The sequence below is a fragment of the Mycolicibacterium alvei genome, assembly GCF_010727325.1.
Taxonomy (GTDB): Bacteria; Actinomycetota; Actinomycetes; order Mycobacteriales; family Mycobacteriaceae; genus Mycobacterium; species Mycobacterium alvei.
Window position 1 is genome coordinate 2,724,302 of record NZ_AP022565.1, and the last position, 25,804, is coordinate 2,750,105.

A 25,804-nucleotide genomic window follows, 5' to 3' on the forward strand; every position below is an offset into this window, starting at 1 on the left:
GTCACAGCCCGACCCGGGGGAACAACATGATGTAGAGCTGGCTGATCGCGACGTTGACCACCATCAGCAACAGAATAGATTCCACCACTGCCGCGTTCACCGAGTTCGCGACGCCGGTCGGGCCGCCTTTGGTGGACAGCCCCTTCTGGCACGACACCACGGCGACGATGGCGCCGAAGATCACCGCCTTGAGCAGCGCGACGATCATGTCGCCGGTGGTGGCGAACGAGGCGAAGGTGGCCACGAAGCTGCCGGGGGCGCCGTTCTGGAAGTAGACGTTGAACAGGAAGCTCGCAAGGAAGCCGACGAAGCACACCACCCCGGTGAGTGCGACGCCGATCATGATCGCGGCGACGAAGCGCGGCACGACCAGACGCTGGATCACCGAGACACCCATGACCTCCATGGCGTCGGTTTCCTCGCGCATGGTCCGTGAACCGAGGTCGGCGGTGATCGCCGACCCGACCGCGGCGGCCATCAGCACCGCCGCGACCAACGATGCGGCCTGCCGGATCACTGCCAGACCGCTGGCCGCACCGGCCAGTGACGTCGCACCGACCTGACCCGCCAGCAGCGCGAACTGAATGGAGAGGGTGACGCCGATCGGCAGGGCCACCAGAATCGTGGGGAGCACGGCCGTGCCGGCCATGAAAGCACCCTGGCGGACGAACTCCTGCCATTGGAATCGGCCTGTCAGAAGGTCGAGGAACAGGATCTGGATGGTCCGGACACCGAGCACGAACTGGTCCCCGACCGTGGCGAGCGACGCCAGCGGATGACGCCGGGCATAGCCGGTGGCCCAATTCTCGATGGCGTCGATTCCCCGTTGCGGTTCGACATCGTCAGCCATGCTCTCCGGCGGCGCCGTCACCCTCTCTCGTTAAGCAGCAGAACGAACACAGATCAACCTCCCCGGGCCGAGATATGGCCACCACCGGCCGGATAACTCGCAGTGGTTGGCACCGTATCGTCGGCGCTCGTCCCCCGTCAATGTTTTGCCGAATTGTCATTCACTTATGGAGGTTGGCTCATCAATTGCCGGCAAATCCGTCGTCGTCGCCGCCACCCCGCCCCCTCCACGGCATCGTGCTGTCGCGGGGCGTGCCATTTCTCGTAACACATGTAAATGCAGCGGATTCAGCGCGTCGCGGACACCCCGAGTATTGACGTTGAAGTAAGTATCGGCATCCCGTTCGGTCCGAATTCGCGCCCCGCGGACGAACTCACAAAGGAATCCGCAACCGGGATGGGCGTTAACTTTGCCGATCGTCGCGAAACCACCGAAATCGTTGCCGAATTTGCTCCGTCGGGTGACGCCCGATACGTGGCGCGCCGCTGCGCCGAAGTCTACTGACTACAGGCGATGTCAGTCGGGTTTCGCAATATCTCGCGCAATCTTGGTCGCCGCGCACCGGGATCTTGGCCGCCCGCAGACCCAGTTCCACAACTTGCGCTCAGCAACCGTGTCTCGGCAATACTCTGGTCGCCATGGCACCAGCGCAACGCGAACCCAACGTCGTCGTCCTCGGCGGAGGATCCTGGGGCACCACCGTCGCCTCCATCTGTGCCCGGCGCGGACCGACCTTGCAGTGGGTGCGCTCGGAGGAGACCGCCAAGGACATCAACGACAACCACCGCAACTCGCGCTACCTGGGCGACGAGGTCGCCCTGCCCGAAACCCTCAAGGCCACCAACGATTTCCACGAGGCGGCCAACTGCGCCGATGTGATCGTGATGGGTGTACCGTCGCACGGCTTCCGTGGGGTACTCACCGAACTGGCCCTTGAGCTGCGCCCGTGGGTGCCGGTGGTCTCCCTGGTCAAAGGCCTGGAGCAGGGCACGAACAAGCGGATGAGCGAGATCGTCGACGAGGTGCTGCCCGGACATCCGGCGGGCATCCTGGCCGGGCCGAACATCGCCCGCGAGGTCGCCGAAGGCTATGCCGCCGCCGCCGTGCTGGCCATGCCCGACCAGAATCTGGCCGCGAACCTGGCACAGTTGTTCCGCACCAAGCGTTTTCGTACCTACACCACCGACGACGTGGTGGGTGTGGAGATGGCCGGGGCGCTCAAGAACGTCTACGCCATCTCCGTCGGCATGGGCTATTCACTGGGGATCGGGGAGAACACCCGCGCCATGGTGATGGCCCGGGCGATCCGGGAGATGTCCAAACTCGGCGAGGCGATGGGCGGACACCGCGACACCTTCGCCGGTCTGGCCGGCATGGGCGACCTCATCGTCACCTGCACCAGTCAACGCAGCCGCAACCGCCACGTCGGCGAGCAACTGGGCTCGGGCAAGACGATCGAGGAGATCATCGCCTCGATGAACCAGGTCGCCGAGGGGGTCAAGGCCGCCAGCGTGGTCATGGAGTTCGCCGATGCTTACGGGCTGAACATGCCGATCGCCCGCGAAGTGGACGCGGTGATCAACCACGGCTGCACCGTCGAGGACGCCTACAAGGGGCTGATGATCGAGAAACCGGGCCATGAGGTGCACGGCGTGGGCTTCTGAAAACCGTTGAGCCTCAGCCGATCTGGAAGGTGGGCTTGAAGTCCGATTCCTGCTCACCGATGACGAAGCTGCCCGAAGGGCTGATCACGAAGCCCGACTGATTGCGTCCGTCGACGCACGACGTCGTCACGCCGTCGGTGCCGCAGCTCACCGTCTGATAACTGAGCCGTGAGTTCGGCGGCAACGGCTTGGGATTCTCGACGACGGCGAACACCGGGGCCGGTGAGCTGGCGAACCCGGGCACTCCCGGCCCGCCGCTGACCAGGTTGGCTCCGTTGGGCGCGGCCGGGATCGGTCCACTACAGCCGTAGCTGCCATTGCGCTGAATCACGCAGGTGATGCCATCGAGGATGCTGAACGCGTACCAGGTCTTGTCCAGCACCGCGTATTCGGAGGTCTTGACCGGCGGGTAGGCGTTGACGTTGGGGACGGCGGGAGCCGGCGCAGGGTCGGCTTGCGCCACCCCTGGCGACGTCAACACCACGCTCATCACTGCCGCCCCCGCGACACTCACCAGGCCAAACACCGCTCTGCTCAACACGCCGCCACCCTAACCCGGGGCGATGGCGCGGTCCACCGCTCCGGGGCCGCGGCTACTTGCCCTCGCCGCAGGTGAGGTCGACGTACACCGTGGTGTAACGGACCCGCTCCTCGGTGTTGCCCCGCGGTGCGGCCTTGAGTTCGGTGATGTCACGGCCGGGGCGGACCGCCTTGACGTTGCAGTCGCCGATCGAGCCGCTGCCGACGCGGGACAGGATGACGCGGTAGCCCTCGTCTTCCAGTTGCTTGATCGTCTGCTGCGCCGAACCCGTGCCACTCGGTGCCGCGGCAGCCGGGCCGGCCAACGCCAACGCACCAACGGCCAGGCCCATCCCCATGGTGGCAGCGGCAATATTTTCCCAGATGTTCATCATTGAATTACCCGGCCTTTCCCTTGTTGAGGTAGTACCAGCCTAGGGAGCTAATTCACCGGGGTCCATCAACTCATATTGAACGCATACGAATTCACGCATACGGCGGACCGACAAAGGAAATTCAGGCCGAATTCATATTCTTGGGGCGGCCGGCAGCGCCCTCCGGCTCAGCCGCACGGGCCAGCGGAATACGCACGGTAAACACGGTGCAACCAGGCTTCGAGGCCACCGCGACGGTGCCGTCGTGGGCCTGAACGATAGAGGCCACGACCGCCAACCCCAACCCGGTACTACCCAATTCCCGCGACCGCGATTTATCCGCCCTGACAAACCTGCCGAAAAGGTTCGGCAATAATTCGGAATCAATTCCCGGGCCGTCGTCGGTCACCGTCAATTCTGCAAATTCGCCGGCCTCGGTCAATGCAATGGTGACGGTCACGCCGGGCGGCGTGTGTATCCGGGCATTCGTCAAAAGATTGCTGAGCACCTGATGCAGCCGGGCCAGGTCCCCGCGTACCCACAACGGATCGTCGGGCAGCTCGGCCACCCAGTGATGCTCGGGCGCACCCACCGCCACGTCGTTCACCGCATCCACCGCCAGATCACTCAGGTCGATGTCGTCGGTCTCGAGTTCCTGCCCCTCGCCCAGGCGAGACAACAGCAGCAGGTCACTGACCAGACCCGTCATCCGACGCGCCTCGGCCTCGATGCGAGCCAGCGCGTATTCGGTGGTCGGCGGCAGGTTGGCACTGTCCTGCCGGGTCAACTCGGCATACCCCTGGATCGCCGCCAGCGGGGTCCGCAACTCATGGCTGGCATCGGTGAGGAACTGCCGGGTGCGCCGGTCGGAGGCGGACAACGCGGCCAGTGCGCTGTCGACATTGGTCAGCAGCCGGTTCAGCGTGTCACCCACCAGGCCGACCTCGGTGTCCGGATCGGTGTCCTTGTCGCGGACCCGGGTGGTGATGCGATGGTCGGCTCCGTCCAACGGCAACGTCGCCACCTTCGCCGCGGTCGCGGCCACCCGGCTCAACGGCCGCAGGGCGATCCGGACCACCGCGATGGTGCCCAACGCGGTGACGATCAGCGCGATCACGATCATCACCGCGACCGTCACGGTCTTGCGGGCGATCACCAGGTTCGCGCTGTCCAGCGACACCCCCGACACCAGCACATCGCCGGTGCCCGACGGCTGGCTGGCCAACCGATAGGCGCCGAGGACCGGAAGCTTCACCGTGCGGGGACGCTCGTCGATCCAGTTGTGCGTGTCGAGCGCGCGGGTCACCTCCGCCGGCGCCGGGTGCGGCTCCCCGTCGGAGAAAACGGCCGACTGGATCACCTCACCGTCGTGCAGCACCGCGATCAGATTGCCGGGAGCCTGCCCGACGAACGCGGTGAGCGCCCGGGTGTCCGCGGTGATCTCGTGGCCGCCCTGGCTTTCGCGCCACTTCTCCAGCGAATGGCTGAACGCCGCCAAGGATCGTGACACCTCGGTGTCGCTCATCGTCGTCACATAGGTGTGCAGGCTGTACACCGACAGAGCCCCGACGGCGAACAGCGCCACGGAGACGATCGCGCTCACCCCCAGCACCAATCGTCTGCGCAGCGAGCGCGGTCCCCACAGTCTGGGTGGCATCAACGGATCACGAGGCGGGCCGCAACATGTAGCCGACCCCGCGCACCGTGTGGATCATCGCCTCGCGATCGGTGTCGACCTTCTTGCGCAGGTAGGAGATGTAGAGGTCGACGATGCTGGACTTCCCGCCGAACCCGTAGTTCCACACCCGGTCGAGGATCTCGGCGCGGCTGAGCGCCCGACGGGGGTTGCGCATCAGGTAGCGCAGCAGCTCGAACTCGGTCACGGTCAGGTTGATCGGCTCGCCGCCGCGGGTAACCTCTCGGCTGGCCCCGTCGAGCACCATATCCCCCACCTTGAGGGTCTCGTCGGCCGGCGGCATGGTGTGGCTGGACCGGCGCAACAGCCCTCGCAACCGGGCGACCAGTTCCTCGAGGCTGAACGGCTTGGTCATGTAGTCGTCGGCGCCGGCGGTCAGGCCGGACACCCGGTCCAGCACCGAATCCCGGGCCGTCAGGAACAGCGTGGGCGTGTAGCCGTCCGCCTCACGGACCCGCTGCAGAATCTGCAGGCCGTCGATGTCGGGCAGCATGATGTCGAGCACGACGACATCGGGTTCGATCTCGTCGAACTTCGCGACCGCGTCATGGCCGTTGTGCGCCACGTCGACCTCCCAGCCCTCGTAGTGCAGGGCCATCTTGACGAGGTTGGTCAGCGCCGGCTCGTCGTCGACGAGCAATACGCGAATCGCAGATCCATCGGCCCGATGAATCTTCGGCAACTGTCCGAGGATGGCCTGCCGCGGTTGCTGGGCACGGGGAGATACGGACATCGTCGTCATGTTTCCATTGTGCGGATCACACAGACCGTTGTCACGAAGTTCATATGGAGTTCTAATGCAACGCCTCGACAACGAGCCGGATATGACGTCCATCACCTCGCTGACGTGAAGTGATCTGACCCAAACACCCTGCAATACATACATTTTCCAACGAATTGGTGAACAGTTGGTGCAGCCGCCATTCCCATTCGGACCATTCGCCGTGCACACCAGGCATATTCGCGGCAGGTAACTCGTTCGAAATATTTGGGTTCCCTATGCATGGCCAAAACTTCCTTGCCCCGGCACACAGCGATAAATATTCTCGCTCTTAGCAATTGGGTGTCACCAGCTTCGACGGGTCCAGACAACGGCTCGTTTCAGGCTGTGCTCCAACACCTTTCGAAGTTGTTCACCGACAACAGCGTCAATAACTTGTGCCCGGGCCCGCGATGGGGCGTGCCCGCGTATCACCAACTCCAGACGGAGGCGTTCCATGCAGCAAACCACTGATTTCGCAGAACGGGCCCGGTCCGTGCTGCGTTACGACCTCCCGGCCTCGTTGGTGGTGTTCCTCGTTGCCCTGCCGTTGTCGCTGGGTATCGCGGTGGCGTCGGGCGCTCCGGTACTGGCCGGCATCATCGCGGCCGTCGTCGGCGGCATCATCGCCGGCGCCCTGGGCGGATCGCCGCTTCAGGTCAGCGGGCCCGCGGCCGGGCTGACCGTGGTGGTCGCCGGCATGATCTCGCAGTTCGGCTGGGCCGTGACGTGTGCGATCACCGTGTGCGCCGGGGTGCTGCAGGTGCTGTTCGGGCTGAGTCGGGTGGCGCGCGCCGCACTCGCGATCTCTCCCGTCGTCGTGCACGCGATGCTGGCCGGCATCGGCATCACCATCGCCCTGCAGCAGATCCACGTGCTGCTCGGCGGCAGTTCCAACAGCTCGGCCTGGGCCAATGTCACCGAACTGCCAGGTCAGCTGCTCAACGCTCACGGTCACGGCGTCATCCTGGGCGCGCTGGTGATCGCCATCCTGGTGGGGTGGCGCTGGATGCCCGCAGCGGCCAGGAAGGTGCCGGGGCCGCTGGTGGCCATCGTCGGTGTCACCGCGCTGTCGCTGTTGGCGGTGTTCGGCGATGTCAGCCGGATTCAGATCAACGGCTCCCTGCTGGATGCGCTGTCCCTGCCCAGCCTGCCCGAGGGCAACTGGGGCGCGTTCGCTGCCGGCGTGCTGACCGTCGCGCTGATCGCCAGTGTGGAGAGCCTGCTGTCGGCGGTGTCGGTGGACCGCCTGCACACCGGCCCGCGCACCAACTTCGACCGCGAGATGATCGGCCAGGGCACGGCCAACATGGTCTCGGGCGCCATCGGCGGACTCCCGGTCACCGGCGTCATCGTGCGCAGCTCGACCAACGTCGCCGCCGGGGCCCGCACCCGCGCGGCGGCGATCATGCACGGCGTGTGGATCCTGGCGTTCGCGGTGCCGTTCGCCGGCCTGGCCCAGATGATCCCGACGGCCGCACTGGCCGGCCTGCTGATCGTCATCGGCTGCCAGCTGGTCAAGCGCGCCCACATCGAAACCGCCCGGCGCACAGGCGATATCGCGGTATACGGGGTGACGGTGGCCGGTGTGGTCTTCCTCAACCTGCTCGAGGGCGTGCTGATCGGACTCGCACTGGCCATCGCCCTGACCGTATGGCGCGTGGTGCGGACCAACATCACCGCGGAGCCCACCGGTACCGACACCTGGCGCGTCGCGATCGAGGGCTCCTGCACGTTCCTGTCGCTGCCCACGCTGACCCGTGCGCTGGCCAGTGTGCCCTCGGGCGCCGCCGTGACCGTCGAACTGTCGGTCGACTTCTTCGACCACGCGGCCCACGAGACCCTCGAAGAGTGGCAGCGCCAGCACGTGGCCACCGGCGGCACGGTCGACATCCACGACGTGGGCGCGGTCGAGATGGGCAGTGCCGTCACCGGTCCGCCCATGCGTGGCTTCACCCCGTTCGACAAGCGCTCCGGCGTGGTGCCGTGGAGTTCCTGGCAGCGTGAGGAGATGTCGTCCGTGCTGCACGGCCTGGCCGCCTACCACCGTCGCACCGCCCCGGTGCTGCGCCCGCACATGCAGGAGTTGGCCCACGCGCAGCGGCCCGAGACACTGTTCCTGACCTGCGCCGATTCGCGGGTCGTGCCCAACGTCATCACCAGTAGCGGTCCGGGCGATCTGTTCACCGTGCGCAACGTCGGCAACATGATCCCGGCCGGCCAGACCGACGCCTCGATCGAAGCCGCCATCGCGTTCGCTGTGGACAAGCTCAATGTCTCCTCGATCGTGGTCTGCGGGCACTCCAGTTGCGGCGCGATGACCGCGATGCTGGGCAAGACCGACGCCGGCGACAAGCACCTGGAATCCTGGTTGGCCCATGGCGATCCGTCCGTCGCAGCCTTCGACGAGGGCCGCCACCCGGTGGCCCGGTCCGCGGCCGAGGCCGGTTTCGGCACGGTCGATCAGCTCTCGATGGTCAACATCGCGGTGCAGGTGCAGACGCTCCAGGCCCACCCACTGGCCCGCCGCGTCAACGTGATCGGCCTGTTCTACGACATCGCCAGCGCCGCCGTGTTGCGGGTGACACCCACCCACATGGAGACCCTCGCCGACGCCGCGTAGGCCTGCACCCCGCCCCCTCCCTGCACCGCGAGCGTGCGTGTCTGCTGGCCGACATACGGTGTGTCGGCAGCAGTTCACGCACGCTCGCGGTGTCTCGTCAGCCCTCCGGACGCCAGTCGAACGGGAAGTGCTTGCTCGAACCGCCGCGGTACTCGTGGGAGAAGTCGAAACCGACGGCCTCGTCCTTGGTGACCACACCCCACGTCGCCACCTGCCCCGGCCCCACTTCGGCACCCGGCGCGTTCACGGTGGTGACGCGCCGACTCGGATCGGACGTCGGCCCCGTCAACGCCTCGACGCGCACATCGACCCTGCCCGGGATCTCCGCCTGCCAGTACGCCAGATCCTCGGCGGCCTCGAAGGTGATCGGCGCGTATTCGATCCCGCGCAGATCCTTGATGAGGCTGCCGAATTCACCCGGCCACCCGCCTTCGTAGCCGGTGAAGATCTGCTCGAGGGCATGCCGTTGATCGGTGTCGGCTTTGTCGTCGATGTAGAACATCAGCGACATCATGGCGTTCGGGTCACCGACCCACATGTTGCCCTTGAACTCACCGAGCGCGACCACGCCGAGATCGCTCAAATCGGTTTCCCCGTAATGGCCTTCGCTGATCTTCCAGACCAGGGTGAACAAGCAGTCTCCGTGCGTGGGCTCCTGGGCGAAACTGCACGGGCAGGGCAGCTTGCAGCTGCACACATCGAACCAATCGCCCTTCAGGTGCCAATCCATCGTCGCTACGGCCATCGCTCACTCCCTTCGATTTATACCCCCTAGGGGTATCTAACGAAGAGAACGCTACACAGCCGACGCCGGGCGCACAAGTACCCCTAGGGGGTATATTTACGGGCGATCGCGGCCTGGTGAGGGTGCGCAAAATACTGCCCGCGAGCGGCGTGTCGGGCAGCAGACACGCACGCTCGCGGTGCAAGAAAAGGGGGCTAGTACTGGCCGGGGCCGCGGCCGGCCATGTCTTCCAGGCGGCGGATCCGGTCTTCCATCGGCGGATGCGTCGAGAACAGCTTGCCGATGCGCTCGCCGGCCCGGAACGGGCTGGCGATCATCAGGTGCGCCTGATCGGCGAGCTGAGGCTGCGGGGGCAGCGGCGCCGCCTCGACACCACCGGCGATCTTGCGCAGCGCCGAGGCCAATGCCAGTGGGTCACCGGTCAATTCGGCACCGGACTGGTCGGCCTGGTACTCCCGCTGGCGGGACACCGCCATCCGAACCACGGTGGCCGCGATCGGTCCCAGCAGCGAAACCAGCAGCATGGCAAGCGGATTCGTACCTTGACGGTTACCACCGGCCATCCCCGCGAACATGGCCATGTTGGCCAGGGCGGTGATCACCGACGCCATCGCGCCGGCCACACACGAGATCAGGATGTCGCGGTTGTAGACGTGGGAGAGCTCATGCCCCAGAACCGCACGTAATTCGCGCTCGTTCAGGAGCTGCAGGATGCCTGAGGTGCAACACACGGCGGCATTGCGCGGGTTGCGACCGGTGGCGAACGCGTTCGGGTTGGCGGTGTCGGAGATGTACAGGCGCGGCATCGGCTGATGCGCCGTGGTGGCCAACTCGCGCACGATCCGGTAGATCTCGGGCGCCTGCACCTCGGTGATCGGCTGGGCGTGCATCGCGCGCAACGCCATCTTGTCGCTGTTGAAGTACACGTAGACGTTCATGCCGACGGCGAACAGCACCGCCAGATACATCACGTTCCGGCCGAACAACGAACCGACGAACACGATCAACGCCGAAAACCCGACCAGCAACAGGAATGTCTTGATCCGGTTCGCGTGCGGATTCCACCTCATCGCAGTTTCCTCCTAGGCAACTACTCGGCAACCTTCGCTGATTAAACGCTCAGTTACCTCCAGTGGTTCCGGAATCAGCCGTCGCGGCTGACGGTGTAGTCCACAAGCGTGGCCAACGCGTCACGTCCGGGCCCGGCCGGAAGGCTGGCCAACTCGTTTCGGGCCTGCGCGGCATACTCGGCCACCGTCTCCTTGGCCCGCGCCATCCCGCTCGACCGCCGCAGCAGGGTCAGCGCCTCGGCCACGTCCTCGTCACGCTCGACGGGCGTGGCCAGCAACTCGCGCAACCGGTCGGAATCGGGACCCGAGTCGCGCAGCGCATACAGCACCGGCAGGGTGTGCACGCCTTCGCGCAGGTCAGTGCCCGGAACCTTGCCCGATTCATCGGGATCGCTGTCGATGTCGATGATGTCGTCGGAGATCTGGAACGCGGTGCCCACGATCCCGCCCAGCCGGTGCAACCGTTCGATCTGCTCGTCGTCGGCACCCGAGAAAGTCGCGCCGAACCGCCCCGACGCGGCGATCAGGCACGCGGTCTTCTCGTACACCACCTTGAGGTAGTGGTCGACGGAATCGACATGCTCGGCTGCACCGCGGGTCTCGCGCATCTGGCCGGTCACCAGTTGGGCGAATGTGTCAGCAATCACACGCACCGCGTCGGGTCCGAGCAGCGAAACCAGCCGCGAGGCCGTGGCGAACAGGTAGTCGCCGGCCAGGATGGCGATGTTGTTTCCCCATCGGGCGTTGGCGCTGGGCGCACCGCGCCGCATCTGGGCCTCGTCCATCACGTCGTCGTGATACAGCGTGGCCAGGTGCACCAGCTCGATCACCGCAGCGGCGATCGCGACCTCGGGATCGTCGGGACGGGGGCCCAGCGACGCCGCCAGCACGGTGAACAGCGGGCGGAACCGTTTGCCGCCGGCCTGGAACAGATGCTGGACCGCCTCGGCCATGAGCTCGTCGGCTTTGCCCAGCTCGTCAGACATCAGTTGTTCGATCCTGGCGACGCTGTCCCGGACGTCGGCGGCGAACGCCGCGTCCCCAAAATCAACGCCTGCCACCACAGTCGCTGGTGTCCTCATTCGTCCAACATACTGGGAGCAATGGATATCAAGGCAGACGTGGTCGTCGTGGGCGCCGGACCGGCCGGGTCGGCGGCCGCCGCATGGGCGGCCCGAGCAGGTCGGGACGTGCAAGTGATCGACGCGGCACAGTTCCCGCGGGACAAATCCTGCGGCGACGGGCTGACGCCGCGGGCCGTTGCCGAGCTGGAACGGCTCGGCATGGGCGCGTGGCTCGACACCCGGATCCGGCACCACGGTCTGCGGATGTCGGGATTCGGCGCCGACGTCGAGGTGCCGTGGCCCGGGCTGTCGTTCCCGTCCACCGGAAGTGCGGTCCCGCGGACCGAGCTCGACGACCGGATCCGCTCGGTCGCCGCCGACGACGGCGCCAAGATGCGCTTGGGCGCCAAAGTCGTTGGAGTCAACTATGACTCACGTGGACGGGTCGAATCCGTGCAGCTCGACGACGGCGCCACGATCGGCTGCAACCATCTGATCGTGGCCGACGGGGCCCGTTCCACCCTGGGCCGAACGCTGGGCCGCACGTGGCACAAGGAAACCGTCTACGGCACCGCCATCCGCGGCTACCTCGCCTCGCCGCGCGCCGACGAGCCGTGGATCACCTCGCACCTGGAGCTGCGCTCCCCCGAAGGCCAGGTGCTCCCCGGTTACGGCTGGATCTTCCCGCTGGGCAACGGCGAGGTGAACATCGGTGTGGGCGCGCTGGCGACGGCCAAACGCCCCGCCCACGCCGCGCTGCGGCCGCTGCTGTCGTATTACACCGAGCTGCGCCGTGAGGAGTGGGGATTTTCCGGGGAACCCCGCGCCGCGCTGTCGGCGCTGCTGCCGATGGGCGGTGCGGTGTCCGGGGTGGCCGGACCGAACTGGATGCTCGTCGGCGACGCAGCCGCCTGCATCAACCCGCTCAACGGTGAGGGCATCGACTACGGGCTGGAAACCGGCCGATTGGCGGCCGAACTACTCGGGTCCGGCGACTACTCGCACGCCTGGCCGGCCCTGCTGCAGGCCCACTACGCCCGGGGGTTCTCGATCGCCCGCCGGCTGGCCATCCTGCTCACGCTGCCCCGGTTCCTGCCGGCCACCGGCCCGGCGGCGATGCGGTCGCAATTCCTGATGAACGTCGCCGTGCGCGTGATGGGCAACCTGGTGACCGACGAGGACGACGACTGGATCGCCCGGGTGTGGCGGGGTGCGGGTCTGGCGTCGCGCCGGCTGGATCAGCGCATACCGTTCAGCTGACGCGGTTGAGCATCCAGATCCGGGTGGACAGCGCCGTCGCGAAGGCGCACCACAGTGCGTACGGCGTGAGGGCGGCCCCGGGAGCGCCCTGAGCCTGCACCGCCCGCCGGGTCAGGTCGGCGCTGCTGACGGTCAACGCCGCGGCGGTGACGGCCGCCGCCCCCAGTTGGCGACGCGAGAAGAACACCCACGACCACGAGGCATTGACGGCCAGGTTGCCGCCCAGCGCCAGGGCGTACGCGCGGGCTTCGTCGTCGCGCCCTTCGGTGCGCAACCGGTCGATCGTGCGCGCCGACACCACCGCGATGGTCGCGTACAGGATCGGCCAGACGATCGGAAAGGCTTGTCGCGGAGGCTGAAACGACGGCTTGCGCAGCTGTTCGTACCACTTCGACTGCGCGGGCCGGCTGGCCAGCCCGCCGACGAGCGCAGTGGTCAGTGCCGCGGTGGCCGTCTTGGCCAGGGTGATCGGTCGCATGGGTGGTTATTACCCGGATCGGGCGGTCCGCACACGTAGGCGCGGCGCGTCGTTTTCTACGTCAGGGCTGTGCTTCGCGCCTTACGACAGCCCGGAGGTAGAAAGCGACGAAGCGAAAGGCGGTCGCACCGGGTAGCTCAGCGGTACTCACACAGGTAGGCAGTCTCGACCTCGGTACGGACCTGGAACTTGCTGTCGGCGGGCACGGTGAAGTGTCCACCGGCTGCGAAGGTCTCCCACTCCTGGCTGCCGGGCAGCTTGACCGTCAACGCGCCGGAGACCACCCGCATGATCTCGAGCCGGGACGTACCGAACTCGTACTCGCCGACAGCCATGACGCCCACGGTCGCATTGCCCTCCGGCGTCGCGAAGGCGATCGATGCGACGTCGCCGCCGAAGTACTCGTTGACCTTGAACAATGCGGCTCCTTGAATTCGGGTGAGCGGCCAGGATAACCGGGCGGTGAACCGCCGCCACCGGCTACACCACGTACTTGAGCACCCCGAGCATCGCGTTCTCGTCGGCGGGTTCACCGGTGCACCGATCCAGGCCGGCCCGCACCTCCGACGGGTCCATCCCGGTGCCGATCAACACCAACTCGGTGCTCCCGGCCCGCCGCTTCTCGAAGCGCAGCGAGCTGCCGACCAGCTGCAGCAGGAAACGCTCGTCACCGAAGTCGACGAACCCCTTGGCGCGGTAGAGCCCTTCGGGGCGGTCCCGCAGAAACTCCATGAACAGGCGCGGATTCACGACGTCATCGGTGCGGAACTCGATGCTCTGATACTCGGGATGGTGGTGATCGTGCTCGTCGTGCAGAAGCTCGTCGAACGACAGCTGGGCCTGCGGCGCCCGCGGCTGCGGCGGGTCGATCAGCAGCTGCGGGTCGATGCGGGCAAAGTCGGTGGGCTGCACCGGAACCCGGGGACTGAGTTCGCGGATCCGTGCGAGCAGGCCGTCGACGTCGGCGCACTCGGACACCTTGTTGAGCACCACCAGATCGGCGACCGGCAGCCCGTGGCTCAGGTCGGGTTGGATGCCGTCGAGGACCAGCACCAGGCCGGCGTAGTGGAAGCGGGAATCGTCGACGGTGACGATGGTGCGAGCCAGGGCGCCCGGCTCGGCCACCCCGCTGGCCTCCACCACGATGAGGTCCAGCCGGGGCTTGACGGCGGCGAGCTTGCCCAGCATCTCCCCGACTTCCTCGCCGTCGACCACACAGCAGATGCACCCGTTGGACAGCGACGCCATCGCATCGACCTGGCCCGCGACGAGCATGGCGTCGATGTTGACCGCACCGAAGTCGTTCACCAGCGCACCGATCCGCACACCGCGGCTGTTGCGCAGCAGGTGGTTGAGCAGCGTGGTCTTGCCGGAGCCGAGATGCCCCGCGACCGCCAGCACGGGTACAGATCCGGTCGACGTCACCGGGCCATCGTAGGGTTCAGGTCGGCCAGCGGGCGTCGACGATGTCCAGCGCGTGGGGCAGCCTGGCCCGGTACCGCACCTTGTCGGCGGCCTTGAACGGCCCCCACCACGGCGCCTGGAACAACTCGACGACCTTGATCTTCGGACCCGAATAACCCGACGCCATCAGTACCCCGTTGGCGGCGTAACGGCCGCCCTCGTTCGCACCCTCCATCGTCGTGACGTTCTGGTCGGTCTTGATCCACTCGCCGGCCAGGAACAGGTTGTCGATCCCGGTGACCGCCTCGGGCCGCCGTGCCCACGACCCCGGGTCCTGGATGAACAACGGCTCGTCGTTGCGCACGTTGGGTGTGCCCGAGTCGATGATGGACGGATCGAGGAACCACGAATGCACCATCTTGTCCGTGACCACGACGCCGGTGTCGTTGAGATGCGCCTTGATCTGCGCCCAGGCCTCGGCGGCGATCTGCGGCGGGGTGCACTGCCGCGCGCTGAGCCCGTTGAAATTCCCCGGGGTGCTCCAGTCGGACAGGATCGCCGACAGACAGTCCTTGACGGTGCCGTCGCCATACGAGGTCAGCGGCCGCTTCCAGAACTGGGCCTCGCTGATCGAGGTGAGGCCCCAGCCGGAGTCGACGTAGTTGACGTGGCCCTTGGTGACGTCGACGCGTTCCCGCAGGAAGAACATCAACCCGTTCATCCACTCGGTACGAAGCGCCGCCACTGAAGCCAGCTTGGGATCGGCGGCGATCACGTCGGGGGTCAGCACCGCTGCCAGCTTCTCGCACGGCACCGCCGAGATGTACCAGTCGGCGACCACCGGCTGCGACACCCCGTTGCCGTCCACCACCGTGGCCGACCCGATATGGCGGCCGTTGGGGGTCAGCCGCGCCAGCGACTGGCCGAGCCGGAACGTCACCCCCAGCGACTGCAGATGCGCGACCCACGGATCGATCCACTGCAGGCTGGTGGGCCCGTTGAGCACCCGGTCGAACCCCTTGTTGTCGATGTCGTTGCCCAGCAGCAGGATCGACCACACCGAGGCCTCACCGACCAGCCCGATCGAATGTGCGCTGGCATCTTTGGATTTGGAGGCGGCCAGGTTCCGGATGATGCCGTCGGCCAGATACCGGTTGTACTCCTTGCTCTTGCGGTCGGCACCGATGTATTTCTCCCAGGTCATGTTGTCCCACTGGCCGAGCTTGCGCTCGTCGCAGCTGGTGACGTAGACAGCGAGCTTCTGCGCCGCGTACACCGCCTCCAACGGCGGCAGCCGGAACAACGTCTGGAACACCGCAGCCACCGATTCGGTGAAGGCTTTCGGAGTGATCGGGTTGGGCAGCGTCGGGATCGGAAACGGCAGCGGGATCGTCAGATCGGCCCGCCCCAGGCCCGAGTGCAGGTATGACGTGGCCCGGGTCAGGTTCTGCCAGACGCCGAACGTGTTGCCGGCGAAGGGGATACGTCGCATGGTGTCGGTGACGTTGCGGTAGAAGCCCGGAAAGAACCGGAAGCCGTGCTCCGCCGGCAGCGGGCTGCCCGACGGGGACGGCGCCGCGATCGAACGCGCCTTGCCGCCCAGTGCCTTTCGCTCGAACACCGTGACGCGATACCCGCGCTCGGCCAACTCGTGGGCGGCGGTCAGACCCGCCACCCCGGCACCGAAGATGGCCACCGTCGAACCCGGTGCGGCGCGCGCGGCCACCGGCCTGGCGAGCGCCGCGGCGGCCACCCCCGCAGTCGCCGTCCCGGCCAGAAACGACCGCCGTGTCAACTGACGCTCCCCGACCCCACCCGACATACCGACACCACCTCAGCTCGGCAACTCATGTGGGCGATAAGTTAACGGTAATTCTGCCGCGCACCGGCCCGACACGCCGAGTTGAATTCAGCCCAATTCGTGCGATCTGCTGATCACAAACCAGGCCTTATAACTCACGGTTACCTGACGATACGAGGAAATTAGACTCGAGAATGATGATTCACTTAATCCTTGCAATGGGGTCCCGAAATGTGACATGCTCCACAGGCGACCGGGGGGTCGAAACGGTGCTCAGCACAACCAGCTGACCGGCCGGCCCCGCGCATGCCACGACACGCGCGGAAGGAACTCGATGACCTACCAGCTACCAGCGTCCAAGGGCCCTGTTCGGGACGTTCTGGTGCAGGGCGGCTACGTGCTCGGCTTCTCGGTCCAGGCGTTGGTCAGCGTCGTCACCGCGGTGGTACGCCGACGCCTGGTACTCGACGAGGTCGTCAATCAGACCCTGTTCATCGGTCGGGTCTGCACCGGACCTGCCCTGCTGCTGATGATGCCGATCGGCGTGTTCATCGCGGTGTCGGTGGGTGAGCTGGCCGGACGCATCGGTGCCGGAGGCTACTCGGGCGCAGTGGTGGCGTTCATCATCGTCGGCCAGGCTGCGGCCCTGGTGTGCGCGCTGATGATGGCGGGCGTGGCCGGTTCGGCGATCTGCACCGACCTGGGATCACGCACCATCCGCGAGGAGATCGATGCATTGGAGGTCATGGGGCTCGACGTGATCGAGCGCCTCGTCGCGCCCCGGCTGGTCGCCGCCGTCATCGTGGCCCTGGCCCTGTGCTCGATCGTCACCTTCGGCGGCGTGATGGCCTGCTACGTCTACCACATCAGCGTGCAGAACCTGCCCGCCGGAACGTTCCTGGCCACGTTCAGCCAGTACGGTCAGGTGTCGGATTTCGTGATGGCACTGATCAAGTCGGCGGTGTTCGGACTCACCGCGACCCTGGTCGCCACCTTCAAGGGTCTGCACACCAAGGGCGGTGCCGGCGGGGTGGCCAACGCGGTGAACGAGGCCGTGGTGCTGGCCTTCGCGCTGGTCTTCATCCTCAACACCACCATGTCGGCGCTCTACACCGTGGTGGTTCCGGCCGTGGGCAGCTACCGATGACCGCGGTCACCAGCAGCGCTGCCCTGCAACGGATTTCACGGCCCGCGGTCGCGGGGTACAACGCACTCGCGGTGGCCGGCCAGCACGTCACGTTCTACGCCAAGGTCCTCAGGTCCCTGCCGTATGCCCTGGTGCGCTACCGCAAGCACACCCTGGGCCAGATCGGCGAGGTCACCTTCGGCACCAGCTCGCTACTGTCCGGCGGCGGAACCATCGGCATCGTGTTCGCGATGTCGCTGGCCGCGGCCATGATGCTGGGTGTCGAGACCCAGCGCGGCCTGGACCTGGTCGGGATGAACACGCTGTCGGGCATGCTGGCGGCGATCGCCAACACCCGCGAACTGGCACCGGTGGTGGTGGCAATCGCATTGGCCGCCAAGGTCGGAACGGGTTTCACCGCCCAGATCGGGGCCATGCGGATCTCCGACGAGATCGACGCGCTGGACGCGATGGCGCTGCGCTCGATCCCCTACCTGGTCGGCACCCGCGTACTGGCCTCGGTGGTCTGCGTCATCCCGATCTACATGATCGGACTGCTGGCGAGCTACCTGTCCACCCGCACCGTGGTGGTGTTCTTCAACGGCGCCTCACCGGGCACCTACGACTATTTCTTCCACCTGGCCCTCGGTCCGCGAGACCTGCTCTACTCCGGGATCAAGGCCATCGTCTTCGCGATCGTAGTGGCGCTGGTGCACTGCACCTACGGCTACTTCGCCTCGGGCGGGCCCGCCGGGGTCGGGCAGGCCGCGGGCCGCGCACTGCGCACCGCGATCCTCGCGGTCGGCATCCTCGACGTGCTGCTGACCTTCGCGCTGTGGGGCCTGGTCCCCGAGATCCCCGGGATGGGAATGTGAAGCGGCTCAAGCAAACCGGGCGCGCTGAGCCCAGCCGGGCGAGACTGGCCCTGCGCGGCCTGGCCGCCGCCACCGCAGCGATAGTGGTGGCGTCGGTGCTGGTGGCCCGGGCATCTGGACACTTGGAGCGCAGTGCCGATGTGTTCGTGGGGGTTCCGGTGTCGGCCGGGCTGATCACCGGCGGATCTCCGGTGCGCTATCACGGCGTCAACATCGGACGCATCGCCGACATCGAATCGGGCACCCGTATCTCCCGGGTCCGGCTGGCGATCGAGCCTGACACCCTGCGCCTCATCCCGTCCTCGGCGGTCGCCCGGATCGTGCCCCGGACCTTCTTCGGCGACATCTATCTGCAACTCGTCGATCCGCAAGGCAACCGGTCGGCGACCGGACTGAAGGCCGGTGACACCGTCGCGATCGACGACAGCCCCGATGCGATGGCGCTCTACGACGTGTTCACCAAGATCGTCGACCTGTTCTCGCAGATCAAACCCGAACGCATGCAGAGCGCACTCACCTCGATCAGCCAGTCGCTGCGCAACCGCGGCTCCGAGCTGGGCACCACGATCGACAACCTGAGCGCGAGTGCCGAGGTGCTCACTCCATCGCTGGTCCGGTTCCTCGACACCACACCGCAATTCCGGGATGTGATGGCCTCGCTGAACACCGCCACCCCCGACATCATCTCCACCCTGTCAGCCGCGACGTCGGTGTCCGACCGGATGGTCGACGACCAGAAGAAGTTCGCCTCGGCCATCGACGGTTTCGCCCGGTTCTCCTCGGTGCTCACCTCGTTCATGTCCGATCACCGCGAGCAGCTGATCACCGTGGTCGACTCGGCGGGCAAGATCATGGCGACCACGGCCGCCCAGCCGCTGGGACTGGTGGACACTCTGGCCGGCGCCCAGTCGTTCGGTGAGGCCGGCGCCAAGGTGTTCGCGACGGGCAAGTTCAACATCACGGCCGTGGCGACCTTCGCCGGACCGATGCCGTACTCGCTGCAGGACTGTCCGGTGTACGGGAACACCCAGGGCGCCCGCTGCGCCGAATCCGCACCGTCGGGTGAGGTGCCGGATCAGCCGGAGGACGTGTTGGCCCGCCCGGCCGCCGACCTGCCCGTCACGCCGTTCACCGCCCCGGCCCCGCACCTGCCCACGAATTCGTTCCTCCCGCCCGGGCCCGGGCTGCCGCAGTCGGCGCCGATCCCCACGGAACCGCTGCCCGCCGAGGCGGTTCCGGGTGCCGCGCCCGCGTCGGCCGTCGTCGACGCCGACCGCCAGGCCCACGCCCTGGCGGTCCTGCAGGACGAACTGGCTCCCCCGGCCGGAGCCCCCTCGACCCAGCCGAACATCGCCACGGTGCTCATGCTGGGCCCCCTGGTGCGCGGCACGGAGGTGCAGGTCTCATGAACCGCAACGGCCGGTGGCAGTCGTGGGCCAAGCTGGGCGCCTTCGGCACGGCCGGGGTGCTCAGCGCGGTGCTGGTGATCAACACCCTGTCGGTGCCGGTGCGCGGCAGCACCGTCACCTACCAGGCGCAGTTCACCAGCGTCGAGGGCCTCAATGCCGGAAACCCGGTGACCATGAACGGCATTCGGATCGGACGGGTGGATTCGATCCGGTTCGCCCCCAACGCCGACGGCACCAGCCGGGCCGACGTCGACATCGAGGTCAGCTCCGACTTCACCCTCACCAGCAATGTCACCGCGGCGGTGCGCTACGGCGACATGCTCGGCGCCCGCTATGTGGCTCTTGCCGATCCGGGCGGTGCCATCATGGATGTCTCCACCGACGAGCCGCCGGCGCGCCTGGCCGCCGGTGGCGTCATCCCCCTCGCCCAGACCTCTCCGGCGGTGGATCTGACGGCGCTGCTCAACGGGTTCAAGCCACTGTTCGACGCGCTGGCTCCCGAGCAGGTCAACACCTTGACCCGGGGATTCGTCGAGACCTTCAGCGGCCAGGCCCAGACCTTGACGACGCTGCTCACCCAGATCGCCGCCATGACTTCGTCGTTGAGCAACAACGCGGGGATTTTCACCCAGCTGATCGACAACATGTCGACGTTGATGCGCACGATGAACACCCGCCAGCCTCAGCTGGAGCAGATGCTGCACGGGCTCAACCGGCTCAGCGCCGCGGTGACCTCCGGTGACCGGCAGTTCGAGATGCTCATCGACCAGGGCAACGCCGTGCTGGCAACGCTGGCCAACACGGTCAACAACTCCAGCGCCGCCTACGGAGACACCATCACCAACCTCGATGCCATGCTGCAGGCCTGGCAGCCCAACACCGAGCAGTTCACCACGCTGCTGGCCCGGCTGCCGGAGTTCGGCGATGCGATCAACCGGACCTCCAGCTACGGCGGGTTCGTCAGCCTCTACCTGTGCAACTTCACCCTCAAGATCCGCAGCCATGAAGCCAACATCTTCGGCAGCAGACACTCCGAGGTGTGCCTGTGATGTTCCTCGTCAAGCTGATCGACCTCTTCGTCGGCGCGGTGATCTTTCTCTTCGTCAAGGATCAGCGCAAACACAATCCGTCAATTCCGTTGGCGCTAGGCATGATCGGTACGGTCACCCTGGTCGGCATCATGGTGGTCTCGGTCGGGATCCCCCGCGCGGTCTACCACGTGCGGACCGATGCCTATGTCGCCGAGCTGGCCAACGCCAGCGGCCTGTCCGGCGGTGACCCGGTGTACGTCGCCGGGGTGCCGGCCGGGCGGGTGGAAGACGTGGCCCTGGCCGTCGACCGGGTCCGCGTCGGGTTCCGGCTGGACAAGGCCCAGGCCCTCGGTAACCGCACCACGGTCACGGTGCGACTGCGGACCGTGCTGGGCAAGCGATTCCTCGACGTCATGCCGGCCGGAACCGTCAATGGAATGGACTCCAACGTGATTCCGTTGTCGCGCACGACGGTGCCCTACAGCCTCGACGAGGTGGGCCGCAAGGCCGCGAACACCGCCGAGCACCTCGACCCACAGCCGTTGACGGCCATGATGAACACGCTGGCCGAGACCATGCCGGGCGACAGCACCGAACTGGGCCAGGCGCTGGCCGGGATCAGTGCGGCCAGTTCGGCCTTCGCCGACAACGGCGACAAGATCGACGAGATCCTGCGGATCAGCCGGTCGATGGCCGAAATGCTGTCCCACCAGACGGATTCACTGGCCGACACCGCGGCCAACGCGCAGTACATCGTGTCGTCACTGGCCGCGCGTCGTCAGGCACTCACCGACATCGTCACCAACCTGACCGCGATCATGCGGCACCTGGCCGCCATCTACACCGAGAAGCAGGCCGATTTCGGCAGCCTGATCGCCGGCCTCACCGCGGTCACCGGAACCTTGAAAGCCAACGTGGACAAGATCGATCAGACCCTGTTGAAGATGCCCCCGGCGATCCGCGCCGTCACCAACTCCACCGGCAACGGCCATTGGGCCGACGTCAACTCGCCGTCCGTGGTGATGCCCGACAACCTGTTGTGCTTCCTCAACGTTCAGCGGGAGTGCCGATGAGACGCAACGTTGGGCTCGCGGTCCTCATGGCCGTGTGTCTGGTGGCCGGCGGCTGGTACGTCTTCGGCCACACCGACCGGGCCCGCACCGTGCACGCCGACTTCGGCTACATCAACGGCATCTACCCGGGCAGCAAGGTCACCGTGCTCGGCGTGCCGGTAGGACGGGTCACCGCGGTGACACCACAGGGCACCACGGTGCGGGTCACCATGACCCTGCCCGACGACGTCGCACTGCCCGCCGACCCGGACGCCTACGTGGTGAGCCCGGCACTGATCAGCGACCGCAGTGTCGAACTCGGCCCGGCCTACAGCGGATCCGGGCCCACCCTGGCCGACGGACACGTCATACCCGCCGACCACAGCCACTCCCCCATCACCTTCGACAGCATGCTGGGCAGCCTGAGCACGCTGACCTCGGCGATCGGGCCGCAACAGGGCGACATCGGAGCGGTGTTGACCCGCGGTGCCGACCAGTGGCGCGACCAGGGCAAGCTGTTCAACTCCGCGATGCGCAACCTCAGTGCCGCCAGCGGCGTGCTCGGCGCCAGGGCCGAGGACATCGGCGCGGTGGTGGACAACCTCAGCACGCTGATGGCCGCGTTCAATCAGAGGCAGGTGTCGCTGAACCAGATGGTCGACGAACTCGGGCAGGTCGGCGGCAGCTGGGCCGACGCCAACGTCGACATCGCCCAGCCCATGGCCGATCTCAAGGTCGTCCTCGATCAGGTCGACACCTTCGTCGCCCAGCACGGTGACGATCTCGGCACGATCGCGGCCAACCTCAACGCCGTCGGCGACGTGCTGACCGCCAAGCAACCGCAGCTGGCCGAGTTCATGGACCTGGTGCCGTTGATGATGCAGAACCTGTCCAACACCGTCGGCCAGGATCGGCGCGGCCGGATCCGGCTGAACGTGTCCACGGTGCTCACCCAGTTCGCCGCGGCCCAGAACTTCTGCGACCGCAACATGCTGCCGATGTGCGTGGGCGCCGGGATCACCAACCCGATCTCCTACCCGATCAGCCGCTCGGATCCGCTGGGCATCGTATCCGCCGTGACCGGGAACGCACCGGCGCCGAACCCGAAGTATCCGAGGTGACCATGCGCGTATCTCTGGCTCGCACCGCCACCGGCTGCGCCGTCGTCGTCGCCGCTGCCGGCGTGTGGGCATTGAGCGATGTCGGCATTCAGGATCTGCCGCTGGGTCGCACGTCCCCCACGGACACCATGGCCGTCACGGTGGTGCTGCCCACCGCCGACGGCATCACGATCGGTGCCGACGTCCGCAACGGGCAGAAGGTGGTGGGGCGGGTCAGCGGGATGGACCTGGCCGCCTCGGGCGCATCGGTGCAGCTGAGCCTGGCCGACGCCGACGGCCTGGATTCCGGGACCGTGGCCAGCGTGGAACTGCCCTCGGCCCTGGGCAATCCGTTCGTGCGGCTCAGCAGTCCCCGGCAGCTGCCGGAGCGGGCGCTGCGCGACGGCGACGTGATCCCGCCCAGCCACACCGAGCTGGGGCCCCAGATCGAAAGTGCGCTGGCCACATTCGGCGCGCTGCTGTCGCGCAGTGGCGTCGACCAGCTGGCCACCATCGTCACCGAACTGGACAAGGCATTCAGCGGGCGCGCCGACAAGGTGCGCGGACTGATCGACTCGATGTCGCTGCTGGCCGCCAAGGCCTCCGAACACCAGGGTGAGTTCGACCAGGCAATGAGCCTGGCCGCCAACATCACCGGGCAGTTCGGCCACGAGCAGAAGACCGTGGCGGGCTACCTGGACGCGGTGCCCAAGGTGGTGGCGATGCTCGATGTGCAACGCGCCAAGCTCCAGACCCTGTTCTCCTCCACGACCGCGCTGGCCGCCACGGCCAACAGCGTGCTGTCGTCGACCGACCTGAGCGCCATGGTGACCGACACCGGCACCGTCGTGCAGACGATGGGCGCCTTCAACGACCGGCTCGGCGGGATGCTCACCGCGATGAACACCTTCCTGGAGAAGTTCGGCAACTCGGTCCACGGCGACTACCTGATGTTCGATGGCGCCCTGGACATTCCGGGCACCATCGACAAACTCCTCACCGGAGGGTTGATCGTCAACGGCACCCCGATCACCGGGGACGTGGCCCTGGAGGGGTTCTTGTCGGGAGGTCTGAAGTGAGACGACTGGTCGTGGTTCAGCTGGCGATCTTCGCGGTGATCGCCGCCATCGTCATCCCGTTCGGCATCCGCTATGTGGCCGGGCCGCAGGGTTTCCGGACGCCGATGACGCTGACGGCGACGATGGCCGACGCGTTCGGACTGACCGCCGGGACCAGCGTCACGGTGCGCGGCGTGCAGGTCGGCACCGTCGACGACGTCTGGCTGTCGCCCGACGGCACGGCGATGGTGCGGTTGGCCATCGACCCGGATACCCGGATTCCGCGCGATGCGATCCTGACCGTCGGGATGGGTACCGCCGCGGGCATCCAGAGCGTCGACATCATGCCGCAGTCCGACGGCGGCCCCTACCTGGCCTCCGGGGACACCATCGCCGCACCCGCCGACAGCCAGCCCGTCCAGATGGACCGGATCATGGGTGACACCGCGCAACTGGTGAAAGGCATTGACACCAAGGCAGTTCGCGACGTCGGCACCGAGCTGTCGAACGCGTTCGACGGGCTGGGCCCCGACCTGGCCATGTTGATCGACAACGCGTCGGACATGTCCACCCGCATCCGCAACCAGACCGGCCAGCTGCAGCCATTGATCGACGGCACCGCCGAGTTGGTCACCACGATGGCCGGCCAGGGCGACCCGTTCGTGCGCGGCATGGCAGCGAGCGCGCGACTGGCCAACCAGCTCGACGGCAGCGGACCGGCGTTCCTGTACCTGACCGACCGGTCACCGGCCGCGCTGAAATCCCTTCAGCACGTTCTGGACACCTACCAGGGCACCTTCGGTGCCACCCTGGCCAACCTGGCGACCGTCACCCCGATCATCGGTGACCGCACCGACTCGCTGCAGACCGGGCTGTCGACGATCCCGAAGGGCCTGCAGGATCTGACCTCGATCGTCAAGGTCGACGCGACCGGCCAGACCCGGGCCGATTTCTCCCTGATCGCCACCCAGGGACCGGTCTGCAACTACGACGTGGACCGTCGGGCCATCGGCGATGTCAGTCCCATCGAACCCAACCTGGTGATGTACTGCCCGCCCGCACCCGACATGCTGATGCGGGGGGCGGTCAACGCACCCCGACCCAACGATCTCGGCCTGCAGAACTCCCAGACCCCCGGATATCCGATCGGACCCGAGGTGGTCACCGATCCGGTCAAGATCCCGACCCTGGCCCAGCTGGCCTACAAATGGCGCAGCATCCTGAAAGGTGGCCCGCAGTGAGCAAATCCGAAGACTCCGCCGACTCTCCCGCCGACGAGCGCGCAGAATCGGTGCTGACGTTGGAGGAACCCGCCGAGGAATCTGAGCTCGCCGTACCCGAGTCCGAACCCAGCCCGCCCGGCCGGACCCGCCTGGTGAAGGTGCTGATCGCACTGGTGGCCCTCGCGACCGCCGCCGCTCTGGCGGTGTTGTCGATCAGCGAGTACCACCACCGCCGCGACGACGCCCTGCGCGCCGAGGCCGTGCAGACGTCCCGCGACTATCTGGTGGCGATGGCCGCCTTCGACTACCAGAAGATGGACGCCAACCGCGAGCACATCGTCGCCAATTCCACCCCGGGGTTCGCGGCCAAGTACGACGAGATGGTCAAGGCCCTGCGCGACATCGTGGTGACCAGCAAGGGGGTCGCGACCGCGACGGCCGACCACGTCGTCGTCGACTCATTCGACGGTGACACCGCAACCGTCATCGCATTCGTCGACCAGCACGTGACCAATGTGACTGCGCCACAAGGCAGCAACCAAAAGTACCGGATGGTGGCCAAGCTGGTGCGCAGCGGCGACCGCTGGATCGTCGACGACGTTCAAACCGTCTGACCGGAAAG

At 66.8% G+C, this 25,804-nt stretch carries 25 protein-coding genes; 13 read left to right on the top strand and 12 right to left on the bottom strand.

Annotation, left to right across the window (positions count from 1 at the left end):
- Position 1: 1 nt before the first annotated feature.
- Positions 2-850 (bottom strand): MlaE family ABC transporter permease, encoded by an 849-nt coding sequence (locus G6N44_RS13020; RefSeq protein ID WP_179964574.1) that lies wholly within the window; start codon positions 848-850, stop codon positions 2-4.
- 276 nt (positions 851-1,126) lie between these two features.
- Between G6N44_RS13020 and G6N44_RS13025 the strand changes: the two genes are divergently transcribed.
- Both G6N44_RS13025 and G6N44_RS13030 read left to right on the top strand, forming a co-directional pair.
- Positions 1,127-1,354: a hypothetical protein gene (locus tag G6N44_RS13025; protein ID WP_163664559.1), complete on the top strand. Its 228-nt coding sequence runs from the start codon at positions 1,127-1,129 to the stop codon at positions 1,352-1,354.
- 134 nt (positions 1,355-1,488) lie between these two features.
- Positions 1,489-2,514, top strand: coding sequence for an NAD(P)H-dependent glycerol-3-phosphate dehydrogenase (locus G6N44_RS13030; protein WP_163664562.1), 1,026 nt, complete (start codon positions 1,489-1,491; stop codon positions 2,512-2,514).
- Positions 2,515-2,527: 13 nt separating this feature from the next.
- Here the strand turns inward: G6N44_RS13030 and G6N44_RS13035 are convergent, their stop codons facing one another.
- The 4 genes from G6N44_RS13035 to G6N44_RS13050 form a co-directional block, all read right to left on the bottom strand.
- Entirely contained in the window at positions 2,528-3,055 is a 528-nt protein-coding gene (locus G6N44_RS13035) for a hypothetical protein (RefSeq protein ID WP_163664564.1), read from the bottom strand.
- Between the two features lie 52 nt (positions 3,056-3,107).
- On the bottom strand, positions 3,108-3,428 hold the full coding sequence (locus G6N44_RS13040) for a hypothetical protein (protein ID WP_163664566.1): 321 nt from the start codon (positions 3,426-3,428) through the stop codon (positions 3,108-3,110).
- A gap of 121 nt (positions 3,429-3,549) precedes the next feature.
- Entirely contained in the window at positions 3,550-5,064 is a 1,515-nt protein-coding gene (locus tag G6N44_RS13045) for a sensor histidine kinase (RefSeq protein ID WP_163664568.1), read from the bottom strand.
- Between the two features lie 7 nt (positions 5,065-5,071).
- Positions 5,072-5,845 carry a response regulator transcription factor gene (locus G6N44_RS13050; RefSeq protein ID WP_163664570.1) on the bottom strand — a complete coding sequence of 258 codons (774 nt, stop codon included), beginning with the start codon at positions 5,843-5,845 and terminating at the stop codon, positions 5,072-5,074.
- Between the two features lie 475 nt (positions 5,846-6,320).
- Between G6N44_RS13050 and G6N44_RS13055 the strand changes: the two genes are divergently transcribed.
- On the top strand, positions 6,321-8,486 hold the full coding sequence (locus G6N44_RS13055) for a SulP family inorganic anion transporter (RefSeq protein WP_163664572.1): 2,166 nt from the start codon (positions 6,321-6,323) through the stop codon (positions 8,484-8,486).
- 97 nt (positions 8,487-8,583) lie between these two features.
- Here the strand turns inward: G6N44_RS13055 and G6N44_RS13060 are convergent, their stop codons facing one another.
- The 3 genes from G6N44_RS13060 to grcC1 form a co-directional block, all read right to left on the bottom strand.
- The gene (locus tag G6N44_RS13060; protein WP_163664575.1) at positions 8,584-9,231 is read right to left on the bottom strand and encodes a DUF1326 domain-containing protein; all 648 of its coding nucleotides are present in this window, start codon (positions 9,229-9,231) and stop codon (positions 8,584-8,586) included.
- A gap of 194 nt (positions 9,232-9,425) precedes the next feature.
- Entirely contained in the window at positions 9,426-10,301 is an 876-nt protein-coding gene (htpX, locus tag G6N44_RS13065; RefSeq protein WP_163664576.1) for a zinc metalloprotease HtpX, read from the bottom strand.
- A gap of 74 nt (positions 10,302-10,375) precedes the next feature.
- Entirely contained in the window at positions 10,376-11,383 is a 1,008-nt protein-coding gene (gene grcC1 / locus G6N44_RS13070) for a nonaprenyl/(2E,6E)-farnesyl/geranylgeranyl diphosphat synthase (protein WP_170309395.1), read from the bottom strand.
- A gap of 21 nt (positions 11,384-11,404) precedes the next feature.
- Here grcC1 and menJ point away from each other — a divergent pair, with 21 nt between their 5' ends.
- Entirely contained in the window at positions 11,405-12,625 is a 1,221-nt protein-coding gene (gene menJ, locus G6N44_RS13075) for a menaquinone reductase MenJ (RefSeq protein WP_163664578.1), read from the top strand.
- Here menJ and G6N44_RS13080 read toward each other — a convergent pair.
- From G6N44_RS13080 to G6N44_RS13095, 4 genes are all read right to left on the bottom strand, one after another.
- Positions 12,618-13,103: a TspO/MBR family protein gene (locus G6N44_RS13080; RefSeq protein WP_163664580.1), complete on the bottom strand. Its 486-nt coding sequence runs from the start codon at positions 13,101-13,103 to the stop codon at positions 12,618-12,620. The two genes, menJ and G6N44_RS13080, sit on opposite strands and share 8 nt — an antisense overlap.
- A 137-nt stretch (positions 13,104-13,240) precedes the next feature.
- Complete coding sequence (gene ppnP, locus G6N44_RS13085) at positions 13,241-13,522, bottom strand: pyrimidine/purine nucleoside phosphorylase (RefSeq protein WP_163664582.1); 282 nt, start codon at positions 13,520-13,522, stop codon at positions 13,241-13,243.
- A gap of 61 nt (positions 13,523-13,583) precedes the next feature.
- Entirely contained in the window at positions 13,584-14,528 is a 945-nt protein-coding gene (locus G6N44_RS13090; RefSeq protein WP_163664584.1) for a CobW family GTP-binding protein, read from the bottom strand.
- Positions 14,529-14,544: 16 nt separating this feature from the next.
- On the bottom strand, positions 14,545-16,329 hold the full coding sequence (locus tag G6N44_RS13095) for a hydroxysqualene dehydroxylase (RefSeq protein ID WP_163664586.1): 1,785 nt from the start codon (positions 16,327-16,329) through the stop codon (positions 14,545-14,547).
- 313 nt (positions 16,330-16,642) lie between these two features.
- Between G6N44_RS13095 and G6N44_RS13100 the strand changes: the two genes are divergently transcribed.
- Genes G6N44_RS13100 through G6N44_RS13140 form a run of 9 tightly spaced genes read left to right on the top strand, consistent with a single transcriptional unit; the run spans position 16,643 to position 25,796 of the window.
- Positions 16,643-17,455 carry an MlaE family ABC transporter permease gene (locus G6N44_RS13100; protein ID WP_163664588.1) on the top strand — a complete coding sequence of 271 codons (813 nt, stop codon included), beginning with the start codon at positions 16,643-16,645 and terminating at the stop codon, positions 17,453-17,455.
- Entirely contained in the window at positions 17,452-18,309 is an 858-nt protein-coding gene (locus G6N44_RS13105) for an MlaE family ABC transporter permease (RefSeq protein ID WP_163664590.1), read from the top strand. The genes G6N44_RS13100 and G6N44_RS13105 overlap by 4 nt, the downstream gene beginning before the upstream one ends.
- Positions 18,306-19,718: an MCE family protein gene (locus tag G6N44_RS13110; protein ID WP_163664592.1), complete on the top strand. Its 1,413-nt coding sequence runs from the start codon at positions 18,306-18,308 to the stop codon at positions 19,716-19,718. The genes G6N44_RS13105 and G6N44_RS13110 overlap by 4 nt, the downstream gene beginning before the upstream one ends.
- Entirely contained in the window at positions 19,715-20,767 is a 1,053-nt protein-coding gene (locus tag G6N44_RS13115) for an MCE family protein (protein ID WP_163664594.1), read from the top strand. Before G6N44_RS13110 ends, G6N44_RS13115 begins: the two co-directional genes overlap by 4 nt.
- The gene (locus G6N44_RS13120; RefSeq protein WP_163669897.1) at positions 20,767-21,822 is read left to right on the top strand and encodes an MCE family protein; all 1,056 of its coding nucleotides are present in this window, start codon (positions 20,767-20,769) and stop codon (positions 21,820-21,822) included. The genes G6N44_RS13115 and G6N44_RS13120 overlap by 1 nt, the downstream gene beginning before the upstream one ends.
- Positions 21,819-22,922 carry an MCE family protein gene (locus G6N44_RS13125; protein ID WP_163664596.1) on the top strand — a complete coding sequence of 368 codons (1,104 nt, stop codon included), beginning with the start codon at positions 21,819-21,821 and terminating at the stop codon, positions 22,920-22,922. Before G6N44_RS13120 ends, G6N44_RS13125 begins: the two co-directional genes overlap by 4 nt.
- Positions 22,923-22,924: 2 nt before the next feature.
- Complete coding sequence (locus G6N44_RS13130; RefSeq protein ID WP_163664598.1) at positions 22,925-23,980, top strand: MlaD family protein; 1,056 nt, start codon at positions 22,925-22,927, stop codon at positions 23,978-23,980.
- Positions 23,977-25,200 carry an MlaD family protein gene (locus G6N44_RS13135; RefSeq protein ID WP_163664600.1) on the top strand — a complete coding sequence of 408 codons (1,224 nt, stop codon included), beginning with the start codon at positions 23,977-23,979 and terminating at the stop codon, positions 25,198-25,200. Before G6N44_RS13130 ends, G6N44_RS13135 begins: the two co-directional genes overlap by 4 nt.
- Positions 25,197-25,796 (top strand): Rv1363c family protein, encoded by a 600-nt coding sequence (locus G6N44_RS13140; protein WP_163664602.1) that lies wholly within the window; start codon positions 25,197-25,199, stop codon positions 25,794-25,796. Before G6N44_RS13135 ends, G6N44_RS13140 begins: the two co-directional genes overlap by 4 nt.
- The last annotated feature ends 8 nt before the right edge of the window (positions 25,797-25,804 follow it).

Excerpts from the sequence above, each read along its gene's own strand:
- G6N44_RS13045 (WP_163664568.1), bottom strand. The coding sequence starts at position 5,064 with ATGCCACCCAGACTGTGGGGACCGCGCTCGCTGCGCAGACGATTGGTG.
- menJ (WP_163664578.1), top strand. The coding sequence starts at position 11,405 with ATGGATATCAAGGCAGACGTGGTCGTCGTGGGCGCCGGACCGGCCGGG.
- G6N44_RS13100 (WP_163664588.1), top strand. The coding sequence starts at position 16,643 with ATGACCTACCAGCTACCAGCGTCCAAGGGCCCTGTTCGGGACGTTCTG.
- G6N44_RS13125 (WP_163664596.1), top strand. The coding sequence starts at position 21,819 with ATGAGACGCAACGTTGGGCTCGCGGTCCTCATGGCCGTGTGTCTGGTG.
- G6N44_RS13020 (WP_179964574.1), bottom strand. The coding sequence starts at position 850 with ATGGCTGACGATGTCGAACCGCAACGGGGAATCGACGCCATCGAGAAT.
- G6N44_RS13130 (WP_163664598.1), top strand. The coding sequence starts at position 22,925 with ATGCGCGTATCTCTGGCTCGCACCGCCACCGGCTGCGCCGTCGTCGTC.
- grcC1 (WP_170309395.1), bottom strand. The coding sequence starts at position 11,383 with ATGAGGACACCAGCGACTGTGGTGGCAGGCGTTGATTTTGGGGACGCG.
- G6N44_RS13115 (WP_163664594.1), top strand. The coding sequence starts at position 19,715 with ATGAACCGCAACGGCCGGTGGCAGTCGTGGGCCAAGCTGGGCGCCTTC.
- G6N44_RS13060 (WP_163664575.1), bottom strand. The coding sequence starts at position 9,231 with ATGGCCGTAGCGACGATGGATTGGCACCTGAAGGGCGATTGGTTCGAT.
- G6N44_RS13055 (WP_163664572.1), top strand. The coding sequence starts at position 6,321 with ATGCAGCAAACCACTGATTTCGCAGAACGGGCCCGGTCCGTGCTGCGT.
- G6N44_RS13040 (WP_163664566.1), bottom strand. The coding sequence starts at position 3,428 with ATGATGAACATCTGGGAAAATATTGCCGCTGCCACCATGGGGATGGGC.
- G6N44_RS13030 (WP_163664562.1), top strand. The coding sequence starts at position 1,489 with ATGGCACCAGCGCAACGCGAACCCAACGTCGTCGTCCTCGGCGGAGGA.
- G6N44_RS13105 (WP_163664590.1), top strand. The coding sequence starts at position 17,452 with ATGACCGCGGTCACCAGCAGCGCTGCCCTGCAACGGATTTCACGGCCC.
- G6N44_RS13025 (WP_163664559.1), top strand. The coding sequence starts at position 1,127 with ATGCAGCGGATTCAGCGCGTCGCGGACACCCCGAGTATTGACGTTGAA.
- G6N44_RS13095 (WP_163664586.1), bottom strand. The coding sequence starts at position 16,329 with ATGTCGGGTGGGGTCGGGGAGCGTCAGTTGACACGGCGGTCGTTTCTG.
- G6N44_RS13080 (WP_163664580.1), bottom strand. The coding sequence starts at position 13,103 with ATGCGACCGATCACCCTGGCCAAGACGGCCACCGCGGCACTGACCACT.
- G6N44_RS13120 (WP_163669897.1), top strand. The coding sequence starts at position 20,767 with ATGTTCCTCGTCAAGCTGATCGACCTCTTCGTCGGCGCGGTGATCTTT.
- htpX (WP_163664576.1), bottom strand. The coding sequence starts at position 10,301 with ATGAGGTGGAATCCGCACGCGAACCGGATCAAGACATTCCTGTTGCTG.
- G6N44_RS13050 (WP_163664570.1), bottom strand. The coding sequence starts at position 5,845 with ATGACGACGATGTCCGTATCTCCCCGTGCCCAGCAACCGCGGCAGGCC.